Source organism: Micrococcus sp. KRD128, assembly GCF_017168395.1.
GTDB lineage: Bacteria > Actinomycetota > Actinomycetes > Actinomycetales > Micrococcaceae > Micrococcus > Micrococcus luteus.
In genome coordinates, this window is record NZ_JABFAX010000004.1 from 21760 (window position 1) to 44219 (window position 22460).

The following is a 22460-nucleotide window of genomic DNA, read 5'->3' on the forward strand; positions in this document are numbered from 1 at the left end:
CCACCCGGCGGACTCCCCCTACTCCCCCGTCTCCCGTCGGTTCCTCTCGGCGCTGGTCGTGCACGTGCCCTCGATCCCCGAGTTCGCCGACCTGCCCGCCACGGAGCAGGCGGAGCTGCGGTCGGCCGGCGCCCGCGTCCAGGCGGAGCTGCAGCGCACCGGCCGGATCGACCGGGCCGCCGTCGCCGCCGTCCTGTGGCCTGCGCTGCGCCGCGTGCACGAGGTGCCCCGCTCCCCCGAGCGGGAGGCCGCCTACGCGCGGTTCCGCGCCGAGGCCGGACCGGGCCTGGACGACTTCGCCCTCTGGTCCGTCCTGCGGCTGGACGGCGACGGCACCGGCCCCGATCTCGCCGACCCGGCCTGGGCGCCGGGCGGGGTCGAGGCCGAGCGGGTCCGCGTCGAACGTGCGACCGACGTCGACCTGCACCGCTGGGTGCAGTGGATCGCCGCCGAGCAGCTCGCCGGCGTGCAGGAGCGGGCCCGGGCGGCCGGCATGCGCATGGGCGTCATGGTGGATCTGGCGGTGGGGGCCACCCGCGAGACCGCGGACGCGTGGATGCTCGGGGACGTGCTGGTGCCGACCATGTCCGTCGGCGCGCCGCCGGAGCTGTTCAACCAGCTGGGCCAGGACTGGTCGCAGCACCCCTGGCATCCGCGCCGTCTGGCCGAGACCGGCTACGCCGCGTTCCGGGACATGCTGCGCACCGTGCTGCGCGGCGCGGGCGGCATCCGGATGGACCACGTCCTGGGGCTGTTCCGCCTGTGGTGGATCCCGGAGGGCGCCGGCGCCACCCAGGGCGCATACGTCGAGTACGACCACGAGGCGATGCTCGCCGTGCTCACGCTCGAGGCCGAGCGGGCCGGCGTCGTCGTGGTGGGCGAGGACCTCGGCACGTTCGAGCCGTGGGTGCAGCGTCGCCTGGCCGAGGCCGGCGTGCTCGGCACGTCGATCCTCTGGTTCGAGCAGGAGGACGGCGAGCCCACCCCGCCGGAGCGCTACCGGCGGCTGGCCATGGCGGCGGTGAACACGCACGACCTGCCGCCCACGGCCGGCTACCTCGAGGGCGTCCAGGTGGACCTGCGCGAACGGCTGGGCCTCTACACCGTGGACGTCGCCCAGGAACGCCGCCGGTCGGCGGAGGAGGTGCGCGCGTTCCTCGCCGCCGCGGCCCGGCGCGGGCTGCTCGCCGAGGCGGACGTGGACGTCCCCGACGCCGGCCCCGAGGTGCGCGAACGCCAGATCGTGGCCCTGCACCGCCTGCTCGCGCAGGCGCCCTCGGCCCTGCACAGCGTGGCGCTCGTGGACGCTGTGGGCGAGCGGCGCATCCAGAACCAGCCCGGCACTCTCCAGGACCAGTACCCGAACTGGACCGTGCCGCTCGGCGACGGCGCCGGACGGATGGTCTCCGTCGAGGACCTGGCGGACTCGGCGTCGGCGGCCCGGCTGTTCGACGCCGTGGACGCCGAACTGCGGGCGTCCGTGCCGGTGGGGATCGGGGTCAGCCTGCACACCTCCCCGCTGGCCCAGCCCGGCCGCGGCGACGCCGGCGGCATGAACGTCTACGTGCGGCAGGCCGCCGTGGCCCTGGCCCGCCGGGGCGTGCGGATGATCCTGCTGACCCGGGCGGAGGAGCCGGTGGGGCCGGACGGCGCACGGGTCCGGATGCTGGACGCCGGCGGGCAGGCCCCGCCGGTCACGGTGGTCGACCTCGCGGCCGGGCCGTCCGCTCCCGTGGCCAAGGCGGATCTGGCGGGCCTCCGCGACGAGTTCACCCGCGCGGCCCTCGACTGGCTCGCCTCGGACGCCGTGCCGGGCGGTCCCGTCCTCGGTGGAGCGGAGGCCCCCCCGGTCGCGTTCGTGCACGGCCACTACTGGCTCTCCGGGTCCACCGCCGCGGCCCTGGCGCGGGCGGCGCACGCCCCGTACCTGCAGACCATGCACACCACGGCGGCGGCGAAGATGCTCGAGGACCCCGAGCTGCGCGAGCCGGCCGCCCGGATCGAGGCCGAGCGTGAGATCGTCGGGCGAGCCGACCTGCTCGTGGTCAACTCCGCCGCCGAGGTCGCCGACCTGCGCGAGCTGCTGGACGTGCCCCGCGCCCGCACCCGGGTGCTGCCCCCCGCGGCCGACCTCGAGACGTTCACGCCGGACGGTGTCGCGCAGTGGCCGGGCGCACCGGACGACAACGGAGCCCTGCGGGTTCTGTTCGCCGGCCGCGTGCAGCGGCACAAGGGCCCGCACCTGCTCGTGGCCGCCCTCGGTGTGCTGCGCGAGCGGGCCGGTGGCACGGGCGCCGACCCGGGTGTGCGCCTGCACGTGAACGGGGCCGCCTCGGGGGGCGACGAGCTGGACCTGGCGAGCCTGGCCGCGCAGGAGGGGGTCGCCGACCTGGTGACGTTCTCCGGGCCGGTGCCCGCGCCCGCCCTGGCCGCCCAGTTCCGGGCGGCGGACGTGGTGGCGATGCCGAGCGCGTCGGAGACCTACGGCCTGGTCGCCCTCGAGGCACAGGCCTGTGGCACGCCCGTGCTGGCGCACCGGGTCGGCGGACTGGTCTACGCGGTCCTCGACGGCGTGTCCGGCCGCCACGTGACGGCGGGCACCCCTGAGGCGTGGGCCGATGCCCTGGCCGAGATCCTGGCGGATCGTGACGCCTGGGCCGCGTTGGGGCCCGGCGCCGTGCGTCACGCCGCCGGTCACTCGTGGGAGGCCTACGCGGACGGGCTGCTCGAGGCCGTCGCCGCCGTGCCGCGGCGGTCGCCCACGCCGGACGCCTGAGCCGCCGCGCTCACCGGCCCGCCGGGACGGGTGGTCCCGGCGGGCCGACGCGTCGGCCCGGCCGTCAGGGCTCGAGCGGAGTGATCTCCCCGGAGAAGTGCGGGCGCCGGCGCCGCGCATCCCAGCCCCACACGCGCGTGCCGCCGTCGGGCCCGGGCGCGTAGCGGACGGCCACGGTGGTCGGCAGCACGACGGGTGCCTCGAAGTCGATGTGCCAGCGGAACCCGGCGCCGGCCGGCTCACGGCCCTCGAGCATCCGGGCGGCCAGGAACATCCCGTGGGCGATCGCGCCCTTCATGCCGAACAGTCGGGCCGAGACGCCCGTCAGGTGGATCGGGTTCCAGTCTCCGGAGACGCCCGCGTACCGGCGTCCGGCCCCCGTCCCGAAGCGCCACTGGGCGGTCGGCGTCGGGGGCACGAAGTCCTCGCGGGCGGGCCGCTCGGGACGCAGGCCGGAGAGGTGGACGCCCTTGGCGAGGTACCGGGAGACGCCCTCCCACAGCAGTGCCTCCTCGCCGTCGTCGCCGGGCCCCTCGACGGTCACGACGACGTCCACGGCGGTGCCTGCGTGGTGCGGGACGAGGCCCACGGCACGCGCGGTGACGCGCAGCGGGGTCTCCGCCGCGACGGGCCGGTGGTGCAGGACGGTGTTGCTCAGGTGCACCAGTCCGGGCAGGGGCAGTGGGAACTCGGGGTCGGCCATCAGCTCCATCGCCGCACCGAACACCTGGGTGTGCACCAGGACCGAGGGCAGGTCCGCCGGATCCGCGGACCCGACGGCCCCGCGCCACGCGGACACGGCCTCGGCCGGGATGCGGTGGCCGGTCACGACCACCTGACGGTCCGGGAGCTCGCGGGGACGGCGCCGACGGACGACGGCGTCCGTGGCGGCCTGCCTGGCGGCCCGGGCGTAGAGCCGGGCGAGGGAGGGCGGGGCGGACAGCTGCGTGGTCTGCATCCTCACGCCCCCAGCTTCGACTGGCCGCAGACCCGCAGCGTGGCCCCGTTGGTGCCGCCTGCGGCGTCCGAGGCGAGCCAGGCCACCGTCTCGGCCACGTCCTGCGGCAGGCCGCCCTGCTGGAGCGAGTTGAGCCTCCGGCCCACCTCGCGCGTGGCGAGCGGGATCTTCGCGGTCATCTCGGTCTCGATGAAGCCCGGGGCCACCGCGTTGATCGTGCCCCCACGGGCCGCGAGGACCGGTGCGGAGGCCGCGGTCAGGCCGATCACCCCGGCCTTGGATGCCGCGTAGTTCGTCTGGCCGCGGTTGCCCGCGATGCCGGAGATGGAGGCCAGGCCCACGATGCGCAGCCCGTGGCCCGCCACGTCCCGGGCGTCCTCGGCGAGGAACGCCTCGTTCATGGCCAGCTGGGCCGTGGTGTTCACAGCGAGGACGGAGTCCCAGCGCGCGGCGTCCATGTTGGCCAGCATCCGGTCCCGGGTGATCCCGGCGTTGTGCACCACCACGTCCATCCGGCCGTGCCGGGTGCGGCAGTGCTCGAGGATGCGCGCGCCCGCGTCCGGCGCCGTGATGTCCAGGGCGAGCGCCGTGCCGCCCACCTCGTTCACGACCTCGGCCAGCGCCTCGCCCGCCGCCGGGACGTCCACGCCGACGACGGCGGCCCCGTCGCGGGCGAGCGTCCGCACGATGGCGGCGCCGATGCCGCGGGCGGCGCCCGTGACCACGGCGACCTTGCCGGCCAGCGGGCGCGCCACGTCGGCGGGGACCGCGCCGTCGGCGGTGGAGACGGGCACGAACTGGCCGGAGACGTACGCCGCGCGACCGGAGAGCAGGAACGCCAGCGCGCCGGCCGCACCGGGGGCGGTGAGCGGCACGCCCTCGCCCAGGACCAGGCCGTTGGCCGTGCCGCCGCGGCGCATCTCGTGCGCGATGGAGCGGGTCAGGCCCGTCACGCCCTGGCGGGCGGCGCGCAGGGTCGGGTCCGTGGCGGCCTCGGGGTCCTCGAACACCGTCACCACGCGCGAGGAGGAGCCCAGCGAGCGCAGCGCGCCGCCGATCTCCAGCGCCACCGCGCCGAGGTCTGCGGGCGTGGCGACCCCGTCGAAGCACGCGACGATCGCCGCGTGGCGGGCGCCCTCACGGGGGACGTCGGCGACCTCGAGGCCCCACGAGGCCAAGAGGGTGCGGGCGTCCGCGGCTGCGGGGGTCGCGCCCAGGACGAGCACGGAGCCGGGCAGCACGGGGTCGCCGGGGGTGTGCCGGCGCAGCTCGACGGGCTGAGGCAGGCCCAGGGCGCCGGTGAGGCGGCGGCCCAGGGGCGAGGCGACGAAGGTGCCGTAACGGTCGGTCATGGTCGGTCCTCTCGGGTCGGGTCGGTCAGGGCTCAGCGGCCGCGGAGCAGGGCGACGATGCCCTGGCCGCCGGCAGCACAGACGGAGATCAGGCCGAGGGAGCCCTCCCCCTTCTCATGCAGCATCTTGGCCAGCAGGGCGACGATGCGGCCGCCGGTGGCGGCGAAGGGGTGACCGGCCGCCAACGAGGAGCCGTGCACGTTGAGCCGGGCGCGGTCCACCGAGCCCAGCGCACCCGGCAGCCCGAGGCGCTCGCGGCAGTACTCCTCGTCCTCCCAGGCGGCGAGGGTGGACAGGACGGTGCCGGCGAACGCCTCGTGGATCTCCACGAAGTCGAGGTCGTCGAGGGTGAGCCCGTGCCGGGCCAGCAGGCGCGGGACGGCGTAGGCGGGGGCCATGAGCAGGCCCTCGTGCCCGTCGACGAAGTCCACGGCGGCGTTCTCCATGTCCACGAACTCGGCGAGCACGGGCAGTCCGCGCTCGGCGGCCCACTCCTCGGAGGAGAGCAGCACCGCGGAGGCGCCGTCGGTGAGCGGGGTGGAGTTGCCGGCCGTCATGGTCGCCTCGTCCCCCAGCTGGCGGCCGAACGCGGGCTTCAGGCCGGCCAGCTTCTCCGGCGTGGAGTCGGGGCGGAGGTTGTTGTCGCGGGCCAGGCCGTGGAACGGGGTCACCAGATCGTCCATGTACCCGGCGGCGTAGGCGGCGCCGAGGTTCCGGTGGGAGGCCGCGGCGAGCTCGTCCTGGGCCTGGCGGGTGATGCCCCACTTGTGGGTGGTCAGGGCCTGGTGCTCGCCCATGGACATGCCGGTGCGCGGCTCGCCTGCGCCGGCCGGCTCCGGCACGAGCTGCCCGGGGCGCAGCTGGGCGAGGGCGCGCAGGCGGTCCTTCGTGGTCTTGGCGGTGTTGAGCTGCAGCAGCACGCGGCGCGCACCGTCGGAGAGCGAGACGGGTGCGTCCGAGATCGAGTCCACGCCGCCGCCGATGGCGGAGTCGAGCTGGCCGAGCCGGATCTTGTTGGCCAGGGTGCCCAGAGCCTCCATGCCGGTGGCGCAGGCCACCTGGACGTCGGCAGCCGGGGTCGCGGCGGAGAGCGCGGAGCCCAGGACGGCCTCGCGGGTGAGGTTGAAGTTGCGCGGGTGCTTGAGGACGGCGCCGGCGGTGACCTGGCCGAGGCGCTCGCCCTGGAGCCCGAACCGCGCGACGAGGCCGTCGAGCGTGGCCGTGAGCATCTCCTGGTTCCCGACCTCGGCGTAGGCGGTGTTGGCGCGGGCGAAGGGGATGCGGTTGCCGCCCAGGATGACGGCGGGGCGCAGCGCTCCGCCGGCGACGGCGGGGCGGGAGGCGGTCTCGGACGCGGGGGTCTCGTGGTGGGTCATGACGGTCCTCTCGACGGCGGGCCCGCCGCCGACGCGGCGGGGGGGCGTTTCCACCCCGGACGATACGGACGTCGTCGGGATGGGTGACTGTGACCCACAGTACCTGATACGCTCGGTTTCGTGAATCCCGTCACGTCCACCGTTCGGGACGGTCGCAGCGTCCGCTGGGACCGCCACCGCGCCGAGCGCCGTCTGGAACTGGTCCGGGCCGCCCGGTCGGCCGTGCACGCCCTGGGCGCACACGCCTCGATGGAGGAGATCGCGTCCCACGCGGGCACCTCCAAGACCGTCTACTACCGCTACTTCGGCGACCGCGAGGGCCTGCGCCTGGCGGTGTCCGAGCGGGTCACCGCCCACATGGAGCGACGCCTGCTCGAGGTGGCGGACGAACCGGTCTCCGAGCCCGAGGCGCTGCGTCGCATGGTCGAGGTGTACCTCACGGTCGCGGCGACCTCACCCGAGGTGTACGCGTTCGCCGTCGCCCCGTCCCCCGCCACGGCCGAGGCCCCTGTGCTGGGCCCGTTCCTCGAGCGCGTCTACGCCGTGCTCGAGTCGGGCCTGGTACGCGGGATGGCCGCGCGGGGCCACGCCCCGGCGCCGGCGGACCCGCTCGCCCTGTGGCCGCGCGCCGCCGTCGGCCTCGTCCGGGCCGCCGCCGAGACCTGGCTGCGGACCCCGGCCGCCGGGCGCATCCCGGTCGAGGCGATGGCCCGCGCCATCGCCGACTGGCTGCTCACCGGCCTCCTCGGCGCCGCGCCCGGCGCCTCCCTCGACCCCGCGGCGGCGGACGCCGACCGCGTCCGCCCCCACTCACGAACAGGAGCATCGTCATGACCGTCCACGAGAAGCTCGCCCCCCAGTCCCCGACGCCCAGCACCGAGGTCCCCTCCGACATCGCCGAGATCGCCCCCGAGCGTCCGACGCCCGGCTCCCTCGACGCCGCGGCCCTCGAGGAGGCCCTCCTCGGCCGCTGGGCCGCGGAGCGCCGCGAATCCCGCGAACTCGCCAAGGACCCCGCCCTGTGGCGCGACCCGATGCTCGGCATGGACGAGCACCGCGCCCGCGTCCTGCGGCAGCTGGGCGTCCTCGTGGAGCGCAACGCGGTCCACCGCGCCTTCCCGCGCGAGTTCGGCGGCGAGGACAACCACGGCGGCAACCTCTCCGCCTTCGGCGACCTCGTGCTCGCCGACCCCTCCCTGCAGATCAAGGCCGGTGTGCAGTGGGGCCTGTTCAGCTCCGCGATCCTGCACCTGGGCACCGCGGAGCACCACCGCCGGTGGCTGCCGGGTGCGATGGACCTCAGCGTCCCGGGCGCCTTCGCCATGACCGAGATCGGGCACGGCTCGGACGTCGCCTCGATCGCCACGACCGCCACGTACGACGAGGCGACCCAGGAGTTCGTCATCCACACCCCGTTCAAGGGCGCCTGGAAGGACTACCTCGGCAACGCCGCGCTGCACGGCAGGGCGGCCACGGTCTTCGCGCAGCTGATCACCCGGGGCGTCAACCACGGCGTGCACTGCTTCTACGTCCCCATCCGAGACGAGAAGGGTGCCTTCCTGCCCGGCGTGGGCGGCGAGGACGACGGCCTCAAGGGCGGACTGAACGGCATCGACAACGGCCGCCTGCACTTCACCCAGGTCCGCATCCCGCGCACCAACCTCCTCAACCGCTACGGCGACGTGGCCGAGGACGGGACCTACTCCTCGCCCATCGCCTCCCCCGGGCGTCGTTTCTTCACGATGCTCGGCACGCTCGTCCAGGGCCGCGTCTCCCTGTCCCTCGCCGCCACCACGGCCTCCTTCCTTGGCCTGCACGGTGCGCTGGCCTACGCGGAGCAGCGCCGCCAGTTCAACGCCTCCGACCCGCAGCGGGAGGAGGTGCTGCTGGACTACCAGAACCACCAGCGCCGCCTCATCGACCGCCTGGCCCGCGCCTACGCGGACGCCTTCGCCTCCAACGAGCTCGTCGAGAAGTTCGACGACGTCTTCTCCGGCCGCTCCGACACGGACGTGGACCGGCAGGAGCTCGAGACGCTCGCCGCGGCCGTGAAGCCGCTGACCACGTGGCACGCCCTGGACACCCTGCAGGAGGCCCGCGAGGCGTGCGGCGGCGCCGGGTTCCTCGCCGAGAACCGGGTGGCCCAGATGCGCGCCGACCTGGACGTGTACGTCACGTTCGAGGGCGACAACACGGTGCTCCTGCAGCTGGTGGGCAAGCGTCTGCTGACCGACTACTCGAAGGAGTTCGGACGTCTCAACGTGGGCGCCGTCTCCCGCTACGTGGTCCATCAGGCCTCGGACGCCATCCACCGTGCGGGCCTGCACAAGGTCGTCCAGTCCGTGGCCGACGGCGGGTCCGAGCGCCGCTCCGCGAACTGGTTCAAGGACCCCGCCGTGCAGCATGAGCTGCTCACCGAGCGCGTCCGCGCCAAGACCGCCGACGTCGCCGGCACCCTCTCGGGGGCCCGGGGCAAGGGCCAGGCGGCCCAGGCGGAGGCGTTCAACACGCGCCAGCACGAGCTCATCGAGGCCGCCCGCAACCACGGCGAGCTGCTGCAGTGGGAGGCCTTCACCCGCGCCCTGGAGGGCATCACGGATGAGACCACGAAGACTGTCCTGACGTGGCTGCGCGACCTCTTCGCGCTGCGCCTCATCGAGGACGACCTCGGCTGGTTCGTGGCCCACGGCCGCGTCTCGAGCCAGCGCGCCCGGGCCCTGCGCGGCTACGTCAACCGGCTCGCCGAGCGGCTGCGCCCCTTCGCCCTCGAGCTCGTCGAGGCGTTCGGCCTCGAGCCCGAGCACCTGCGCATGGCAGTGGCCACGGACGCCGAGACCCAGCGCCAGGAGGAGGCCCACGCCTGGTTCACGGCCCGCCGGGCCGCCGGCGAGGAGCCGGAGGACGAGAAGGCCGTGCGCGCCCGCGAGAAGGCGGCGCGGGGTCGCCGCGGCTGACCGCGGCCGTCCCCGGACGCACCGGGCCCCCGTCACCTCGCGGTGGCGGGGGCCCGTGTGCGTGGTCGGGCGGGCTCAGCGCAGCACGGCCTCGTAGACCTCGATCGTGCGCTCCGCGATGGTCTCCCACGAGAAGTGCTCGATCGCGCGTGCCCGGCCGGCCTCACCCATCGCGCGGGCGCGCTCCGGGTCCTCCACGACGCGGGTGAGCGCGGCCGCGAAGTCGGCGGCGAACCCCTCCTCGTCCACGGGCGCCCCCGTGCCGTCGTCGACCTGCTCGAAGGGCACGAGCAGGCCGGTCTCGCCGTCCTGCACGACCTCCGGGATGCCGCCCACGGCGGAGGCGACGACGGCGGTGCCGCACGCCATCGCCTCGAGGTTGACGATGCCCAGCGGCTCGTAGACCGAGGGGCAGGCGAACACGGTGGCGGCCGTGAGGATCTCCATCACCTCGTGGCGCGGGATCATCCCCTCGATCACGACGACGCCTTGGCGGGTGCGCCGCAGCTCGGCGATCAGTCCGTTGACCTCGTGCGCCAGCTCCGCGGTGTCCGGGGCGCCCACGCACAGCACGAGCTGGACGTCCTCCGGCAGCCGCAGGGCCGCACGGAGCAGGTGGGGCACGCCCTTCTGGCGCGTGATGCGGCCGACGAACGCGACGGAGGGCTTGTCCGGGTCGATTCCGTACTTCTCCAGTGCGGCGGTGCCGGTCTGCGGGGTCCAGACCTGCGTGTCGATGCCGTTGTGGACCGTGTGCACCTTCGCCGGGTCCACGTCCGGGTAGCAGGCCAGGATGTCCCGACGCATGCCGTCCGAGACCGCGATGACCGCGTCCGCCCCGAGGTACGCCGTGCGCTCGGCCCAGCTGGACAGGGCGTAGCCGCCGCCGAGCTGCTCCGCCTTCCAGGGGCGCAGCGGCTCGAGGGAGTGCGCGGAGAGGACGTGGGGGGCCTCGTGCAGGAGCTTGCCGAGGTGGCCGGCCAGGTTGGCGTACCAGGTGTGGGAGTGGATGACGTCGGCGCCCTCGAGGTCGCCGAGGATCGTGAGGTCTGTGGCCAGGGTCTGCACGGCCCCGTTGGCGGCGTCGAACCCGGGCGGGTTCGGGTACGTCAGGACGCGGGCCCCGTGGTAGTCCGGGTCACGCGGCTCGCCGAAGGCGTGCACGCGGACGTCGGCGCGGGAGGCGAGGACGCGGGTCAGCTCGGCGACGTGGACGCCGGCACCGCCGTAGATGGACGGGGGGAACTCTTTGCTCACGATGTCGATGCGCACGCCCCCAACCTAGTTCAGCCCGGCGGGGGTCGATAGTCTGGCGGCACGGATGCCCCGCACGCCCCGAGCACGCGTGCGGGTCGCGACGACCCGGCTCACGAGGAGTGACGCAGATGGTGCAGAAGAAGGTCCTCTCGGTCGTGCTGGCGGGCGGTGAGGGCAAGCGCCTGATGCCGCTGACGGCCGACCGTGCCAAGCCGGCCGTCCCGTTCGGCGGCACGTACCGCCTCATCGACTTCGCGCTGTCCAACCTGGTCAACAGCCGGTACCGCGAGATCGTCGTGCTGACGCAGTACAAGTCGCACTCGCTGGACCGCCACATCTCCGAGACGTGGCGGATGTCCACGCTCCTGAACAACTACGTGGCCTCCGTGCCGGCGCAGCAGCGCCGGGGCAAGGACTGGTTCACGGGCAGCGCGAACGCGATCTACCAGTCCATGAACCTGATCCACGACGCACGGCCGGACATCGTCGTCGTCATCGGCGCGGACCACGTCTACCACATGGACTTCCAACAGATGGTGGACCAGCACATCGCCTCGGGCGCCAAGGCGACCGTGGCCGCGGTGCGCCAGCCGCTCGAGCTGGCCTCCTCGTTCGGGGTGATCGAGACGGACCCGCAGGACAGGACGCGGATCTCGGCGTTCGTGGAGAAGCCGGAGACGACCCCCGGCCTGCCGGACGACCCCACGCAGTTCCTGGCCTCGATGGGCAACTACGTGTTCGACACGGACGCCCTCGTGGCGGCGCTGAACCAGGACGAGGAGAACCCGGAGTCGAACAACGACATGGGTGGGGACATCATCCCGCTGTTCGTGGAGCGCGGTGAGGCCGGGGTGTACGACTTCACCGCCAACGAGGTGCCCGGGGGCACGGCCGGCAAGCACTACTGGCGGGACGTCGGCACCCTGGACTCCTACTACGACGCGCACATGGACCTGGTGCAGCCGTGGCCGGAGTTCAACCTCTACAACCGGGAGTGGCCGCTCTACACCCGCCAGTCCGTCTCCCCGCCGGCCAAGCTCGTGCGCTCGTCCACCCGCCGCCCCGGCTCGGCGAACGACTCGATCCTCTCCCAGGGCGTGGTCATCTCCGGCGGCACCGTGGCCCAGTCCGTGCTCTCCACGGACGTGCGCGTGCAGAACGAGGCGTGGGTGGAGCAGTCGGTGCTGCTGGACTCCGTGGTGATCGGCGAGGGGGCCCACGTGCGCAACGCGATCCTGGACAAGAACGTGGTCGTGCCCCCGGGCGCGCGCATCGGCTTCGACCGGGCGGAGGACGAGGCGAACGGCTACACCGTGACAGAATCCGGCCTGACGGTGCTCTCCAAGGGCCAGCCCGTCCCGAAGCCGCACTGACGCGGCCCCGGGCCGCCGGTCCCGGACCACCGCCGACGCGCGGGCACGCCCCGGTGTGTCCGCGCGTCGCCGTCCCCGCTGGATCCACGACCGGAGGCTCGCCTTGACCGACACCACCCCCGACCTCGACGCCACCAACGTCACCCGCGCTGAGGCCGCAGACCGCTCCCGCCTGCTCACGGTGCAGGACTACGTCGTGGACGTGGACCTCTCCGACGCCCGGGACGCCGCGACCGACACCTATCCGGTCCGCACCGTGATCCGCTTCGCGTGCGCCGAGCCGGGCGCGCAGACCCACCTGGACTGGATCCACGGGGGTGTGGAGTCGGTGACCCTCAACGGCACGGCGCTGGACGTGGCCGAGGTCGTGGGCGAGGCCCGGGTGCTGCTGCCAGACCTGGCGGCGCAGAACGTGGTCGAGCTGGTCGGCCGGTCCGTGTACTCCCGGTCGGGCGAGGGCCTGCACCGCTTCACGGACCCCGCCGACGGCGAGGTCTACCTCTACACCCAGTACGAGCCCGCCGACGCGCGCCGCGTGTTCCCGGACTTCGAGCAGCCGGACCTCAAGGCCGCCTTCACCTTCTCCCTCACCGGACCCGAGGACTGGGTGCTGGCCTCGAACCGGCCGGAGGTGTCCCGGACGCCGGCCGGGGACGGTGTCGTCCGAGTGGAGTTCGCCCCGACGCTCCCCCAGTCCACCTACATCACGACGCTGCTCGCCGGTCCCTATGCGCAGTGGGAGGACGCCTGGGACGGTCACCCGGCCGGCGGTGCGCAGGCCGTGCCGCTGCGGCTGTTCACCCGGCGCACGATGGCCGACGCGTTCGACCCCGAGGCCGTGTTCGACGTGACGAAGCGGGGGCTGACGTTCTTCCACGACCTCTTCGGCGTCGCCTATCCGTGGGGCAAGTACGACCAGGCGTTCGTGCCCGAGTACAACCTCGGCGCCATGGAGAACCCGGGCCTCGTGACCTTCACCGAGGACTTCGTGTTCACCTCGCGGGCCACCGCGGTCCAGTACGAGGGCCGGGCCAACGTGATCCTGCACGAGATGGCGCACATGTGGTTCGGCGACCTCGTGACGATGCACTGGTGGGACGACCTGTGGCTCAAGGAGTCGTTCGCGGACTACATGGGCGCCCTCGGCGTGGACGAGGCCACCGACTTCCGGACCGCGTGGGTGACCTTCGCGTCCCGCCGCAAGGCCTGGGCGTACGTGCAGGACCAGATGCCGACGACGCACCCCATCGTCGCGGACATCGTCGACCTCGAGGCCGCCCGTCAGAACTTCGACGGCATCACCTACGCCAAGGGCGCCTCCGTGCTCAAGCAGCTGGCCGCCTACGTGGGCCGTGACGCGTTCCTCGACGCCGCGCACCGCTACTTCGCCGCCCACGCGTGGGGCAACGCCTCCCTCGCCGACTTCATGGCCGTGCTCGAGGCCGCCTCCGGGCGGGACATGCGCGCGTGGGCGGACGCGTGGCTGCACACCTCCGGCGTGCCCCGGCTGCGGGTCGACGTCGACGGCGACACCCCGGCGCTGCACCAGGAGGGCACGGACCCGGTCACGGGCGGGTCGATCCTCCGCCCGCACGTGCTGAAGGTCGGCGTGTTCACGCCCGGGCAGGACGGCGTCCTGCACCGCACCGCCCAGGTCACCGCCGACGTGCCGGGCGGGGCGGAGGGCGCCGCCGTGCCCCTGCCGGACCTCGAGGTCCCCGGGGGCGTCCGCCTCGTGCTGCCCAACGACGAGGACCTCACCTACGCCGCCGTCGCGCTCGACGCGGACTCGCTGCGCGCGGCCCTGACGCACCCCATCGCGGACCCGCTCGCGGAGGCCACCGTGTGGGCCGCCCTGTGGTCGATGACCCGCGACGGCGAGCTGCCGGTCGCCCGGTTCCTGGACGCGGTCGCGACGCTGTCCGCGCGGATCGCGACCGTGGGCGTGCACGCGCAGGTGCTGGCGCAGGCCGCCGCGGCCGTGGGCCAGTACGCCCGCGCCGAGGACCGGGACACTCTGCGCACCCTGGTGGGCGAGGTGCTGGCCGAACAGACCCGGACGCTCGAGGCCGGCTCCGACCGCCAGCGCACCGCGGCCCGCACGTGGGCGACGCTGGCGCGGGCCGACGTCGGGATGGCCTCGGCCCTCGAGGCCGCCCTGCTCGGCGAGGACGCGGCGACGTCGGCGCCGGGCCTGGCGATCGACGCGGAGCTGCGCTGGCTCGTGCTCCAGGCCCTCGCCGCGACCGGCCGGGCCGACCAGGACCGCCTGGACGCGGAGCTCGAGGCCGGCCGCACCGACCAGACGGTCACGTGGCATCGCCTCGCCACGGCCGCCCGCCCCGAGGCCGAGGTCAAGGCCGCGGCGTGGGAGGCGGTCATGTCCGGTCGCACGGCCACCGGCACGGAGCTGTCCAACGACCTGCTCTCGGCCACGGCGGCCGGCTTCGCCGCGGGCGAGGTCGAGCTCCTCGCCCCCTATGAGTCCGGCTTCTGGCCGCGCCTGACCTCGGTGTGGGCCTCACGGTCCAACGGGCTGGCCTCGCGCGCGATCGGCGGGCTGTTCCCGGGCCGCCAGGACGCGGTGGCCGGCGACGCGGACGCGCAGGAGTCGCACCCGACGCTGGCCGCGGCCCAGCACTGGCTGGACGAGCACCCCGACGCCCCGGGGGCACTGCGGCGCCTGGTCGTGGAGCACACGGACGCCCTGCGGCGGTCCCTGCGCGTGCAGGCGGTGCAGCCGGCGGGCTGAGCCGCCGGCCCGGTCCAGCCCACCGTGGTCACGACACGCCGCGTCCCTGCGGGACAGACGGCGTGTCGTGACCACGGTGGCTCAGGGCACCCGCGCCGTCCACTCCGGGGTCGTGAACTTGGTGCGGGCCAGCTGCTCGGCCTCCTCGCGGGTGGCCTCGTCCAGCTCGACGCGGCGGGCGCCGTAGCGCTCCTCGAAGGTGGTCATCATGGTCTCCCAGATCTCCGCGCGGGAGACGCCGGTCTGGCGGCGGAGCGGGTCCACCCGCTTCTTCGCCGAGGCCACCCCCTTGCCGCGCAGCTTCTCCCGGCCGATGCGCAGCACCTCCATCATCTTGTCCGCGTCGATGTCGTAGCTCATCGTCACGTGGTGCAGGAGCCCGGCCGTGCCCACCCGCTTCTGCGCGGCGCCGCCGATCTTCCCCTGGTCCGTGGCGATGTCGTTGAGCGGCTGGTAGAACGCGTGCACGCCGAGCCGGGAGAGCGCGTCCATGGTCCACTCGTCCAGGAACGGGTAGGTCTCCGCCGTCTCCAGCCCGTCGACCAGCGACGACGGCACGTGCAGCGAGTACGTGACGCAGTTGTCCGCCTCCATGAACATCGCGCCGCCGCCGGAGATCCGCCGCACCACGTTGATGCCGTGCCGCCGCGCCCCCTCGGGGTCCACCTCGTTGGCCAGCGACTGGAAGGCGCCGATCACCACGGCCGGCTCGTTCCACTGCCACAGACGCATGGTCGGCTTGCGACGTCCCTCGGCCACCTGTCGGGTGAGCACCTCGTCCAGGGCCACGGTCAGCGCGATCGGCATCGGCTCCGGCCCGATGACCTCCCACTCGTGGTCCTCCCACGTGGTCGCCTTGCCGAGGGCGCGACGCACGGCCGAGGCGACCGCGAAGGCGTCCACGCCGAACAGCTCGGCCTCGGGTCGCAGACCCCGCTCGACGGCCTCCCGGATGACGCGGTGCTCGGCGTCCGAGGACAGTCCGGTCACCGCCGCGTTGAGGTCGTCGAGCGCCTCGTCCGGCTCGAGGAAGAAGTCGCCGTTGATGCTGGCGGTCGCGATCCGTCCGTCCGCGAGGCTCAGGTCCGCCGCGACCAGCTTGCCGCCGATCACCTTGTATTCACCGTGGAGAGTCGTCATGCCCGTCAGCCTACGGGCGACGCGACGGGCCCCGCACCGCCCGGATCCCTCCGGGGGCGCGGGGCCCGTCGTCGTGCTGTGCGTGCGGCTCAGGCCGCCGCGGTCACTTCTTGCCGCCGAAGCCCTTGAAGCGGGCGTTGAAGCGCTCGACGCGGCCGGCGGTGTCCATGATGCGCTGCTTGCCCGTGTAGAACGGGTGCGAGGCGGCCGAGATCTCGACGTCGATCACCGGGTAGGTGTTGCCATCGCTCCACTCCGCGGTCTTCTCGGAGTTCGCGGTGGTGCGGGTGAGGATCTTCTCACCGGAGGCGAGGTCGTTGAAGATGACGTAGCGGTAATCCGGGTGGATCTCAGACTTCATGGTGCATCCTTCGTGTCAGCCACCTGATTGGGACCAGGGGCGCGAGAGGTGTGGTCAGGGGGTCCGCCGGACGGCGGGCCAGCCGCCCACTCTACCGCACCCGGGCCGGTCAGCGCGCGCGCAGCTCCCACAGCGCGACCGCCGCGGCCGCGGCCACGTTCAGCGAGTCGACGCCGTCGGGCATGGGGATGACGATGTCGGCGTCGGTCTGGGCGAGGGTCTCGGGCCGGACCCCCGGCCCCTCCTGCCCCAGGACGAGGGCCAGGCGCTCGGCGGTCCGCAGCGGCTCGATCTCCGGCGAGTTCAGGCCCACGGCGCGATCCGTCACCTCGAGGGCGGCCACCGCGAACCCGGCCGCCCGCAGCGCGGGCAGCGACGCGGCGACCGGACCGGGCAGGCGCGCCCACGGCAGGCGGAACACCGTGCCCATCGAGACGCGGATGGCGCGCCGGTACAGCGGGTCGGCGGCCTGCGGGGTGAGCAGCAGCGCGTCCCAGCCGAGGGCGACGGCGGAGCGCACCACGGCGCCCAGGTTCGTGTGGTCCACGACGTCCTCGGCGATGAGCACGCGCCGGGCGCCCGCGAGGACGTCGGCGAGCGGCCGGGGTGCGGGGCGGTCCATCGCGGCCAGGGCGCCGCGGTGCAGGTGGAACCCGGTGAGGGCCTCGAGCACGTCGTCGGGTCCGGTGAACACCGGGACGTCCGGATGGGCGGCGAGCACGTCCGCGAAGGACGCGCGGTAGCGGTTCCCCAGCAGGAAGGAGCGCGGGGTGTGTCCGGCGTCCAGTGCGCGGCGGACCACCTGGGAGGACTCGGCGAGGAAGACGCCGTGCTCCGCGTCGACGCGACGGCGCAGGGCCGCGTCCGTCATGGTCGTGTAGGGGGCCAGGCGGGGGTCGGCGAGGTCCTCGATCCGCTCCAGGCGCACCTCGCGGGTCCCGCCCTCACCCACCCGAGACCTGCCGCATCACCATGGCCACCAGCCCGGCCAGGCCCACGATCACGATGGTGACGCGCAGCGCCGTGGGCGAGATGCGCCGCCCGATCCGCGCGCCCACGAGCCCGCCCACGAGCGAGGAGAGCGCGATCAACAGGACGGCCCGCCAGTCGATGCGGTCGAAGGCGAAGACCAGGTAGAACGCGGCGGCGGTGAGGTTGACCACCAGCGACAGCCACGTCTTCACCGCGTTGGCGTGCACGAGGGTGCCGCCCACCAGCAGCACGCCGAAGATCGCCATGAGCATGACGCCCTGGGCGGCCACGAAGTAGCCGCCGTAGATGCCGGTCAGGAACACGAGCGTCCACAGCGTCGGGGTCACGGGGCCCACCGGCACGGGAGAGTCCGCGCCGGGGGTCGGCCCCTGGTGCTCCGCCCGATGCCGGACCCACCGCTGGATGCGCGGCTGCAGCACGACGACCGTCAGGGCCACCACGAGCAGCACCGGCGCGACGTAGCCGAACACGGCCGGGGGCAGCGAGGTGAGCAGGGCGGCGCCGATGACCCCGCCGAGCAGCGACGCGACGGTCAGCTTCGGCAGGAGCACCCGGGACTGGGCCAGCTCGCGGCGGTACCCGTACGTGCCGGAGAAGCCCGAGGCCACCAGGCCCATCGCGTTGGAGACCTGCGCCGTCACGGGCGGGAAGCCGACTGCCACGAGCGTGGGGAAGGTGACGAGCGTGCCCGAGCCGATCACCGAGTTGATCGTGCCGGCCCAGAACCCCGCGAGCAGCACGAGCAGGACCTGCCACAGGTCCATGCCCAGCAGCTGCACGGTCAGCAGCCCCGTCACCGGGCCACGGCGGTGTACCGACCGCCGGTGCGGGTCACCTTCAGGTCCGTGCCGAACGCCGCGGAGAGGTGCTCCTCGGTGAGCGTCGACTCGATGGGCCCGGCCGCCACGGCGCCGCCGTCCCGCAGCAGCAGCGCATGCGTGAAGCCCGGGGGCACCTCCTCGAGGTGGTGCGTGACGAGGACCAGCGCGGGCGCGTCCTCGTCCGTGGCGAGCGCCGTCAGCTGGCGCACGAGGTCCTCCCGCCCGGCGAGGTCCAGGCCCGCGGCGGGCTCGTCCAGCAGGAGCAGCTCGGGGTCGGTCATCAGGGCGCGGGCGATGAGCACGCGCTTGCGCTCACCGTCGGAGAGGGTGCCGAACGCGCGGTGGGCGAGGCGGGAGAGCCCCCAGGTCGCCACGAGGCCGAGCGCGCGGGCGCGATCCTCCGTCTCGTACCGCTCGCGCCACGTGCCGGTGATCCCGTAGGCGGCGGTGACGACGGCGTCCTGCACGGTCTCGTTCGCGGGCACCTGGGCGGCGAGCTGCGCGGAGGACAGGCCGATGCGCGGGCGCAGCTCGAACACGTCGACGGCGCCGAGCACCTCGTCCAGCACGCCGACGTCGCCGGCGGTCGGGTGCAGGCGGGCCGCGGCCAGCTGGAGCAGCGTCGACTTGCCGGCGCCGTTCGGGCCCATCACGATCCACCGCTGCCCCGCGCGGACCGTCCAGTCCAGGGGGCCGAGGATGTCGGTCGTGCCGCGGCGCACGCGCACGCGGCGCATCTGCAGCACGGCGTCCTCATCCGGGAGGAACCAGTCGTCGGGAGGCGCGGGGGTGGTCATGGGGGCCAGCCTAGTCCGGTGAGCGGGCGCGTCGCCGATGCGACGCACGCCCGGCCGCGCCCGCACCCCCGCCTAGGATGCCGCGCATGAGCACCCTGCGCCGCCTCGTCGTCACCGCCGACCCCGCCCTCCTCGTCACGGACGCGCCCCCGGTCGGCGTGCCCGACGGCGCCGAGCGGCTCATCGACGACGGCCTGCTGGGCTGGCGCTTCGCCGCGGACGAGTGGGCGGCGGCCCCGGAGCCGGGCTCCGGGTGGGACGTGCTCACGCTGCCGGCGACGGTCGCCGCCGCACCGGCGCCCCTCGTGGTGACAGACGTGGACTCCACGCTGATCCGGCAGGAGGTCATCGAGCTGCTCGCCGCCCACGCCGGCCGCGAGGCCGAGGTCGCCGAGGTGACGGAGCGGGCGATGCGCGGTGAGCTCGACTTCGCCGCCTCGCTGCACGCGCGCGTCGAGGCGCTCGCGGGGCTGCCCGTGGGCGTCGTGGCGGACGTGGTGCGGGCCATCCGGCCCACCGACGGAGCCCTCGCGCTGATCGAGACCGTCACCGCGGCCGGCGGCCGGGTGTGCGCGGTCTCCGGCGGCTTCACCCAGGTGCTCGCCCCGCTGGCCGAGGCGTGGAGCGTGCACGCCTACTGCGCCAACGAGCTCGAGGTGCAGGACGGGCACTTGACGGGGAAGGTGCTGGGCGACGTCGTGGACCGCGCGGCGAAGGCCGCCATGCTGCGCGCCTGGGCCGAGGACGCGGGGCTCACCCCCGAGCAGGCCGTCGGCGTGGGCGACGGCGCCAACGACATCGACCTGCTCGAGGCGGCCGGCTGCGGCGTGGCGCTGTGCGCGAAGCCGATCCTCCGGGAGCACGCGGACGTCGTCGTCGACGTGCCCTCCTTCACCCCCCTGCGGTGGCTCCTCGGTCTCTGAGGCATCCGCTCCCGGAGGTCACGAGGGCCGGATCCCACGGATCCGGCCCTCGTCGTCTGGGGTGTGGTGGGGTTCAGTCCTGCCCGAGGAAGTCTTCGGCGCCGCCCACGAGCTCGGTGTGGCCGACCTCGAGGCCCTCGCGGCCCACGAGGGAGGCGATCTCGGCGGCGAACTCCTCCACGGTGTAGAGCTTGCCGGCGGCCTCGCGGCGGGCCTCGATGGCACCTGGCTCGGCGCGGTCGAGCAGGGTGGCGGTGATGGTGCCCTCGATCATGTCGCCGGAGACCACCACGAAGCCCACGCCCTTCTCGGTGAACGCGGGGATGCGCTCGCGCAGGGCGTCCTCGCCGGCGCGCTTGGAGCGGGCCACGGGCTCGTAGGAGTCCATCGTGGCGACCTCGTCGATGAAGTGCGCCTGGTGGGAGGTCACGAACACGATCTGCCCGCCGGCACCCATGCGCTCGAGCGCGGCGTCGGCCAGCGCGGCCTGGGCGTCACGGTTGAGCTTCAGGGCGTAGTCCTCGCCGAACTGGGACTCCATGCCGCCCGAGGCGTTGAGCACGAGCACGTCGAGTGAGCCGAAGTGCTCCACGGCGGCGTCCAGCAGCGCGGCCCGATCCTCGGCGACGGTCACGTCGCCGCCCACGGCCACGGCGCGGCCGCCGGCGTCCTCGATCCTCTGCACCACCTTGTTCGCGCGCGGCGCCTTCTGGCGGTAGTTCACCACGACGCCCGCGCCGCGGGCGGCCAGCAGCTCGGCGGTGGCGGCTCCGATGCCGCGGGAGGAGCCGGTGACGACGACGCCGCGTCCGGCCAGGTCCTGCTCGGTCATGTTCTGTGCTTCCTGTCTGCTCAGCGGTCGGTGGTCGTCAGTGGCCCATGCCCAGGCCGCCGTCCACGGGGATCACGGCCCCGGAGATGTACGCGGCCTCGTCCGAGGCCAGCCAGCGCACGACGCCGGCCACCTCCTCCGGGGCGGCGAAGCGGCCGGCCGGGATGGACGTCTTGTACTGGGCCTTGAGCTCGTCGTCGAGGGACTGCGTCATCTCGGTGTCGATGTAGCCGGGGGCCACGACGTTCGCGGTCACGCCGCGCGCGCCGAGCTCGCGCGTGATCGAGCGGGCCATCCCGACGAGGCCGGACTTGGAGGCGGCGTAGTTGACCTGGCCGGGCGAGCCGAGCAGGCCCACCACGGAGGAGACCAGGACGATGCGGCCGCGCTTCAGGCGCATCATGCCCTTGGTGGCGCGCTGCACCACGCGGAAGGCGCCGGTGAGGTTCGTGTCGATCACCGAGGTGAAGTCGTCCTCGGACATGCGCAGCAGCAGCTGGTCGTGGGTGATGCCGGCGTTGGCCACGAGCACCTCGACCGGGCCGTGGGCCTGCTCGACCTCGCGGAAGGCCGCGTCCACGGAGGCCGCGTCCGTCACGTCGGCCCGGACCGCGAGGACCCCCTCCGGCCCCTCCCCCGAGCGGGAGGTGATGGCCACCCGGTCGCCGTTCGCGGCGAACGCCCGGGCGATGGCCAGGCCGATGCCGCGATTGCCCCCCGTGACGAGGACGCTGCGGCCGGCGGCCTGCGCGTCCGCTGCGGGCGTGGTGGTCTGATCGGCCATGGGAACACCTTCCGGACGGGACGGGACTAGACTGGAGCACCGGCGCGGCGCCGTCGACGCCGTCCTGCGGGACGCCGCCGAGGGCGGGCGCGCCGGCATGTGAACCACCACTCTACGTCCGCGGCCGCGCGGGGGCCCTCCGCAGGGCGCGACGTGCCAGGAGGATGCGCCATGACCAGCTCCGCCGCCGGCTCCCGAGCCGGCCGTCCCGCCCGCGCCGGGCGCGGGACGACACCGGAGGTCCAGGGGGTCACCACCGCCGCCGCCGGCCGCAGCGCGGACCGGGAGGCGCGCATGAAGGTCTACCTGGTCCAGATGCTGCTCCGCACCGCCTGCTTCGTCGCCGCGCTCTTCACCCACGGCTGGTGGCAGCTCGGGTTCATCCTCGGCGCGGTCGTGCTGCCCTACGTCGCCGTCGTGCGCGTGAACAACACCGGCCCGCAGCAGGCCGGCACCCTGCGCGCCGTGCCCGCCCAGGGACCGGCCCTGGCCCCCCGCCCCGACGACACGGCGGCGCCCGAGCCGGTCGTGCTCACCGGCGACCTCGTGGACGACCCGCGCGACCGTGCGCCCCGGGCGCTGGGCCGAGGGTCCTCGTCCGCCGGCGGTCCCGGCCTGCCCGGACGGGGCGCCGCGTGATCGGCGCGGTCCCGGGTGAGCCGGGCATGGACCTGCTGGGCGCCCTGGCGTCCGGCCGCCTCGACCCCGCCGCCGGTGCCTCCACTGCCCGATCCCCGCACGCCGCCGCGGACGGGCCCGAGCGGCCGGTCTGCTCGCGTCGCGGCTGCGCCGCGGAGGCCGCCTGGGCCCTGGAGTGGAACAACCCGCGCGTCCACGCCCCGGACCGCGTGAAGACCTGGCTGGCCTGCGCGGACCATCGGCCCTTCCTGGACGACTTCCTGAGCGCCCGCGGCTTCCTGCGGCGCTCCCGCCCGCTCGACCCGGCCGCCACGCAGGCGCCCGAGGTCGACACGCCCGAGACCCCGCAGGAGCCCCCGCGCCCATGAGCAC

19 protein-coding genes are annotated in these 22460 nt (G+C 74.4%); 8 read left to right on the forward strand and 11 right to left on the reverse strand.

The annotated features are described in order from the left end of the window. Positions 1 to 2776 (forward strand): 4-alpha-glucanotransferase (gene malQ, locus J1M44_RS01790; protein WP_206480447.1); only part of this gene is annotated, 2776 nt, incomplete at its 5' end. Between the two features lie 64 nt (positions 2777 to 2840). On the opposite strand, the gene J1M44_RS01795 is transcribed toward malQ, so the two are convergent. The 3 genes from J1M44_RS01795 to J1M44_RS01805 are packed head-to-tail and all read right to left on the reverse strand — an operon-like array spanning position 2841 to position 6462. Beyond that, positions 2841 to 3734: a MaoC family dehydratase gene (locus J1M44_RS01795; protein WP_036336859.1), complete on the reverse strand. Its 894-nt coding sequence runs from the start codon at positions 3732 to 3734 to the stop codon at positions 2841 to 2843. A gap of 2 nt (positions 3735 to 3736) precedes the next feature. Next, complete coding sequence (locus tag J1M44_RS01800; protein ID WP_144824021.1) at positions 3737 to 5086, reverse strand: 3-oxoacyl-ACP reductase; 1350 nt, start codon at positions 5084 to 5086, stop codon at positions 3737 to 3739. A gap of 32 nt (positions 5087 to 5118) precedes the next feature. Continuing rightward, complete coding sequence (locus tag J1M44_RS01805; protein ID WP_002855050.1) at positions 5119 to 6462, reverse strand: acetyl-CoA C-acetyltransferase; 1344 nt, start codon at positions 6460 to 6462, stop codon at positions 5119 to 5121. A 120-nt stretch (positions 6463 to 6582) separates the two neighbouring features. Here J1M44_RS01805 and J1M44_RS01810 point away from each other — a divergent pair, with 120 nt between their 5' ends. Next, the gene (locus tag J1M44_RS01810) at positions 6583 to 7296 is read left to right on the forward strand and encodes a TetR family transcriptional regulator (RefSeq protein ID WP_206480448.1); all 714 of its coding nucleotides are present in this window, start codon (positions 6583 to 6585) and stop codon (positions 7294 to 7296) included. Continuing rightward, the gene (locus tag J1M44_RS01815) at positions 7293 to 9416 is read left to right on the forward strand and encodes an acyl-CoA dehydrogenase family protein (protein WP_145031663.1); all 2124 of its coding nucleotides are present in this window, start codon (positions 7293 to 7295) and stop codon (positions 9414 to 9416) included. Before J1M44_RS01810 ends, J1M44_RS01815 begins: the two co-directional genes overlap by 4 nt. Before the next feature lie 75 nt (positions 9417 to 9491). Here the strand turns inward: J1M44_RS01815 and glgA are convergent, their stop codons facing one another. Further along, positions 9492 to 10688 carry a glycogen synthase gene (gene glgA, locus J1M44_RS01820; protein ID WP_145031666.1) on the reverse strand — a complete coding sequence of 399 codons (1197 nt, stop codon included), beginning with the start codon at positions 10686 to 10688 and terminating at the stop codon, positions 9492 to 9494. Between the two features lie 113 nt (positions 10689 to 10801). On the opposite strand from glgA, the gene glgC reads away from it, so the two are divergent. After that, positions 10802 to 12046, forward strand: a complete 1245-nt coding sequence (gene glgC, locus J1M44_RS01825) for a glucose-1-phosphate adenylyltransferase (RefSeq protein ID WP_002855045.1) — start codon at positions 10802 to 10804, stop codon at positions 12044 to 12046. A gap of 103 nt (positions 12047 to 12149) precedes the next feature. Next, a complete protein-coding gene (gene pepN, locus J1M44_RS01830; protein WP_206480449.1) occupies positions 12150 to 14798 on the forward strand; it encodes an aminopeptidase N in 2649 nt (882 codons plus the stop codon). A gap of 81 nt (positions 14799 to 14879) precedes the next feature. On the opposite strand, the gene J1M44_RS01835 is transcribed toward pepN, so the two are convergent. From J1M44_RS01835 to J1M44_RS01855, 5 genes are all read right to left on the reverse strand, one after another. Continuing rightward, positions 14880 to 15938 carry a lipoate--protein ligase family protein gene (locus tag J1M44_RS01835; RefSeq protein ID WP_206480450.1) on the reverse strand — a complete coding sequence of 353 codons (1059 nt, stop codon included), beginning with the start codon at positions 15936 to 15938 and terminating at the stop codon, positions 14880 to 14882. Between the two features lie 103 nt (positions 15939 to 16041). Beyond that, positions 16042 to 16299, reverse strand: coding sequence for a type B 50S ribosomal protein L31 (locus J1M44_RS01840; RefSeq protein WP_144824029.1), 258 nt, complete (start codon positions 16297 to 16299; stop codon positions 16042 to 16044). 109 nt (positions 16300 to 16408) lie between these two features. Then, positions 16409 to 17251 carry a TrmH family RNA methyltransferase gene (locus J1M44_RS01845; protein WP_206480451.1) on the reverse strand — a complete coding sequence of 281 codons (843 nt, stop codon included), beginning with the start codon at positions 17249 to 17251 and terminating at the stop codon, positions 16409 to 16411. Further along, the gene (locus J1M44_RS01850; protein ID WP_206480452.1) at positions 17244 to 18089 is read right to left on the reverse strand and encodes a TSUP family transporter; all 846 of its coding nucleotides are present in this window, start codon (positions 18087 to 18089) and stop codon (positions 17244 to 17246) included. Before J1M44_RS01850 ends, J1M44_RS01845 begins: the two co-directional genes overlap by 8 nt. Continuing rightward, on the reverse strand, positions 18086 to 18910 hold the full coding sequence (locus tag J1M44_RS01855) for an ABC transporter ATP-binding protein (protein WP_206480453.1): 825 nt from the start codon (positions 18908 to 18910) through the stop codon (positions 18086 to 18088). Before J1M44_RS01855 ends, J1M44_RS01850 begins: the two co-directional genes overlap by 4 nt. 86 nt (positions 18911 to 18996) lie before the next feature. Here J1M44_RS01855 and serB point away from each other — a divergent pair, with 86 nt between their 5' ends. Further along, the gene (gene serB, locus J1M44_RS01860) at positions 18997 to 19833 is read left to right on the forward strand and encodes a phosphoserine phosphatase SerB (RefSeq protein WP_206480454.1); all 837 of its coding nucleotides are present in this window, start codon (positions 18997 to 18999) and stop codon (positions 19831 to 19833) included. A gap of 73 nt (positions 19834 to 19906) precedes the next feature. Here the strand turns inward: serB and J1M44_RS01865 are convergent, their stop codons facing one another. Together J1M44_RS01865 and J1M44_RS01870 are read right to left on the reverse strand one after the other, a co-directional pair. Further along, positions 19907 to 20665 (reverse strand): SDR family oxidoreductase, encoded by a 759-nt coding sequence (locus tag J1M44_RS01865; RefSeq protein ID WP_060974144.1) that lies wholly within the window; start codon positions 20663 to 20665, stop codon positions 19907 to 19909. A gap of 37 nt (positions 20666 to 20702) precedes the next feature. Beyond that, on the reverse strand, positions 20703 to 21449 hold the full coding sequence (locus J1M44_RS01870) for a beta-ketoacyl-ACP reductase (RefSeq protein ID WP_041103838.1): 747 nt from the start codon (positions 21447 to 21449) through the stop codon (positions 20703 to 20705). Positions 21450 to 21620: 171 nt separating this feature from the next. Between J1M44_RS01870 and J1M44_RS01875 the strand changes: the two genes are divergently transcribed. Then, complete coding sequence (locus J1M44_RS01875) at positions 21621 to 22088, forward strand: DUF3099 domain-containing protein (protein ID WP_036383362.1); 468 nt, start codon at positions 21621 to 21623, stop codon at positions 22086 to 22088. Then, the gene (locus tag J1M44_RS01880) at positions 22085 to 22456 is read left to right on the forward strand and encodes a hypothetical protein (protein ID WP_206480455.1); all 372 of its coding nucleotides are present in this window, start codon (positions 22085 to 22087) and stop codon (positions 22454 to 22456) included. The genes J1M44_RS01875 and J1M44_RS01880 overlap by 4 nt, the downstream gene beginning before the upstream one ends. Positions 22457 to 22460 lie beyond the last annotated feature (4 nt).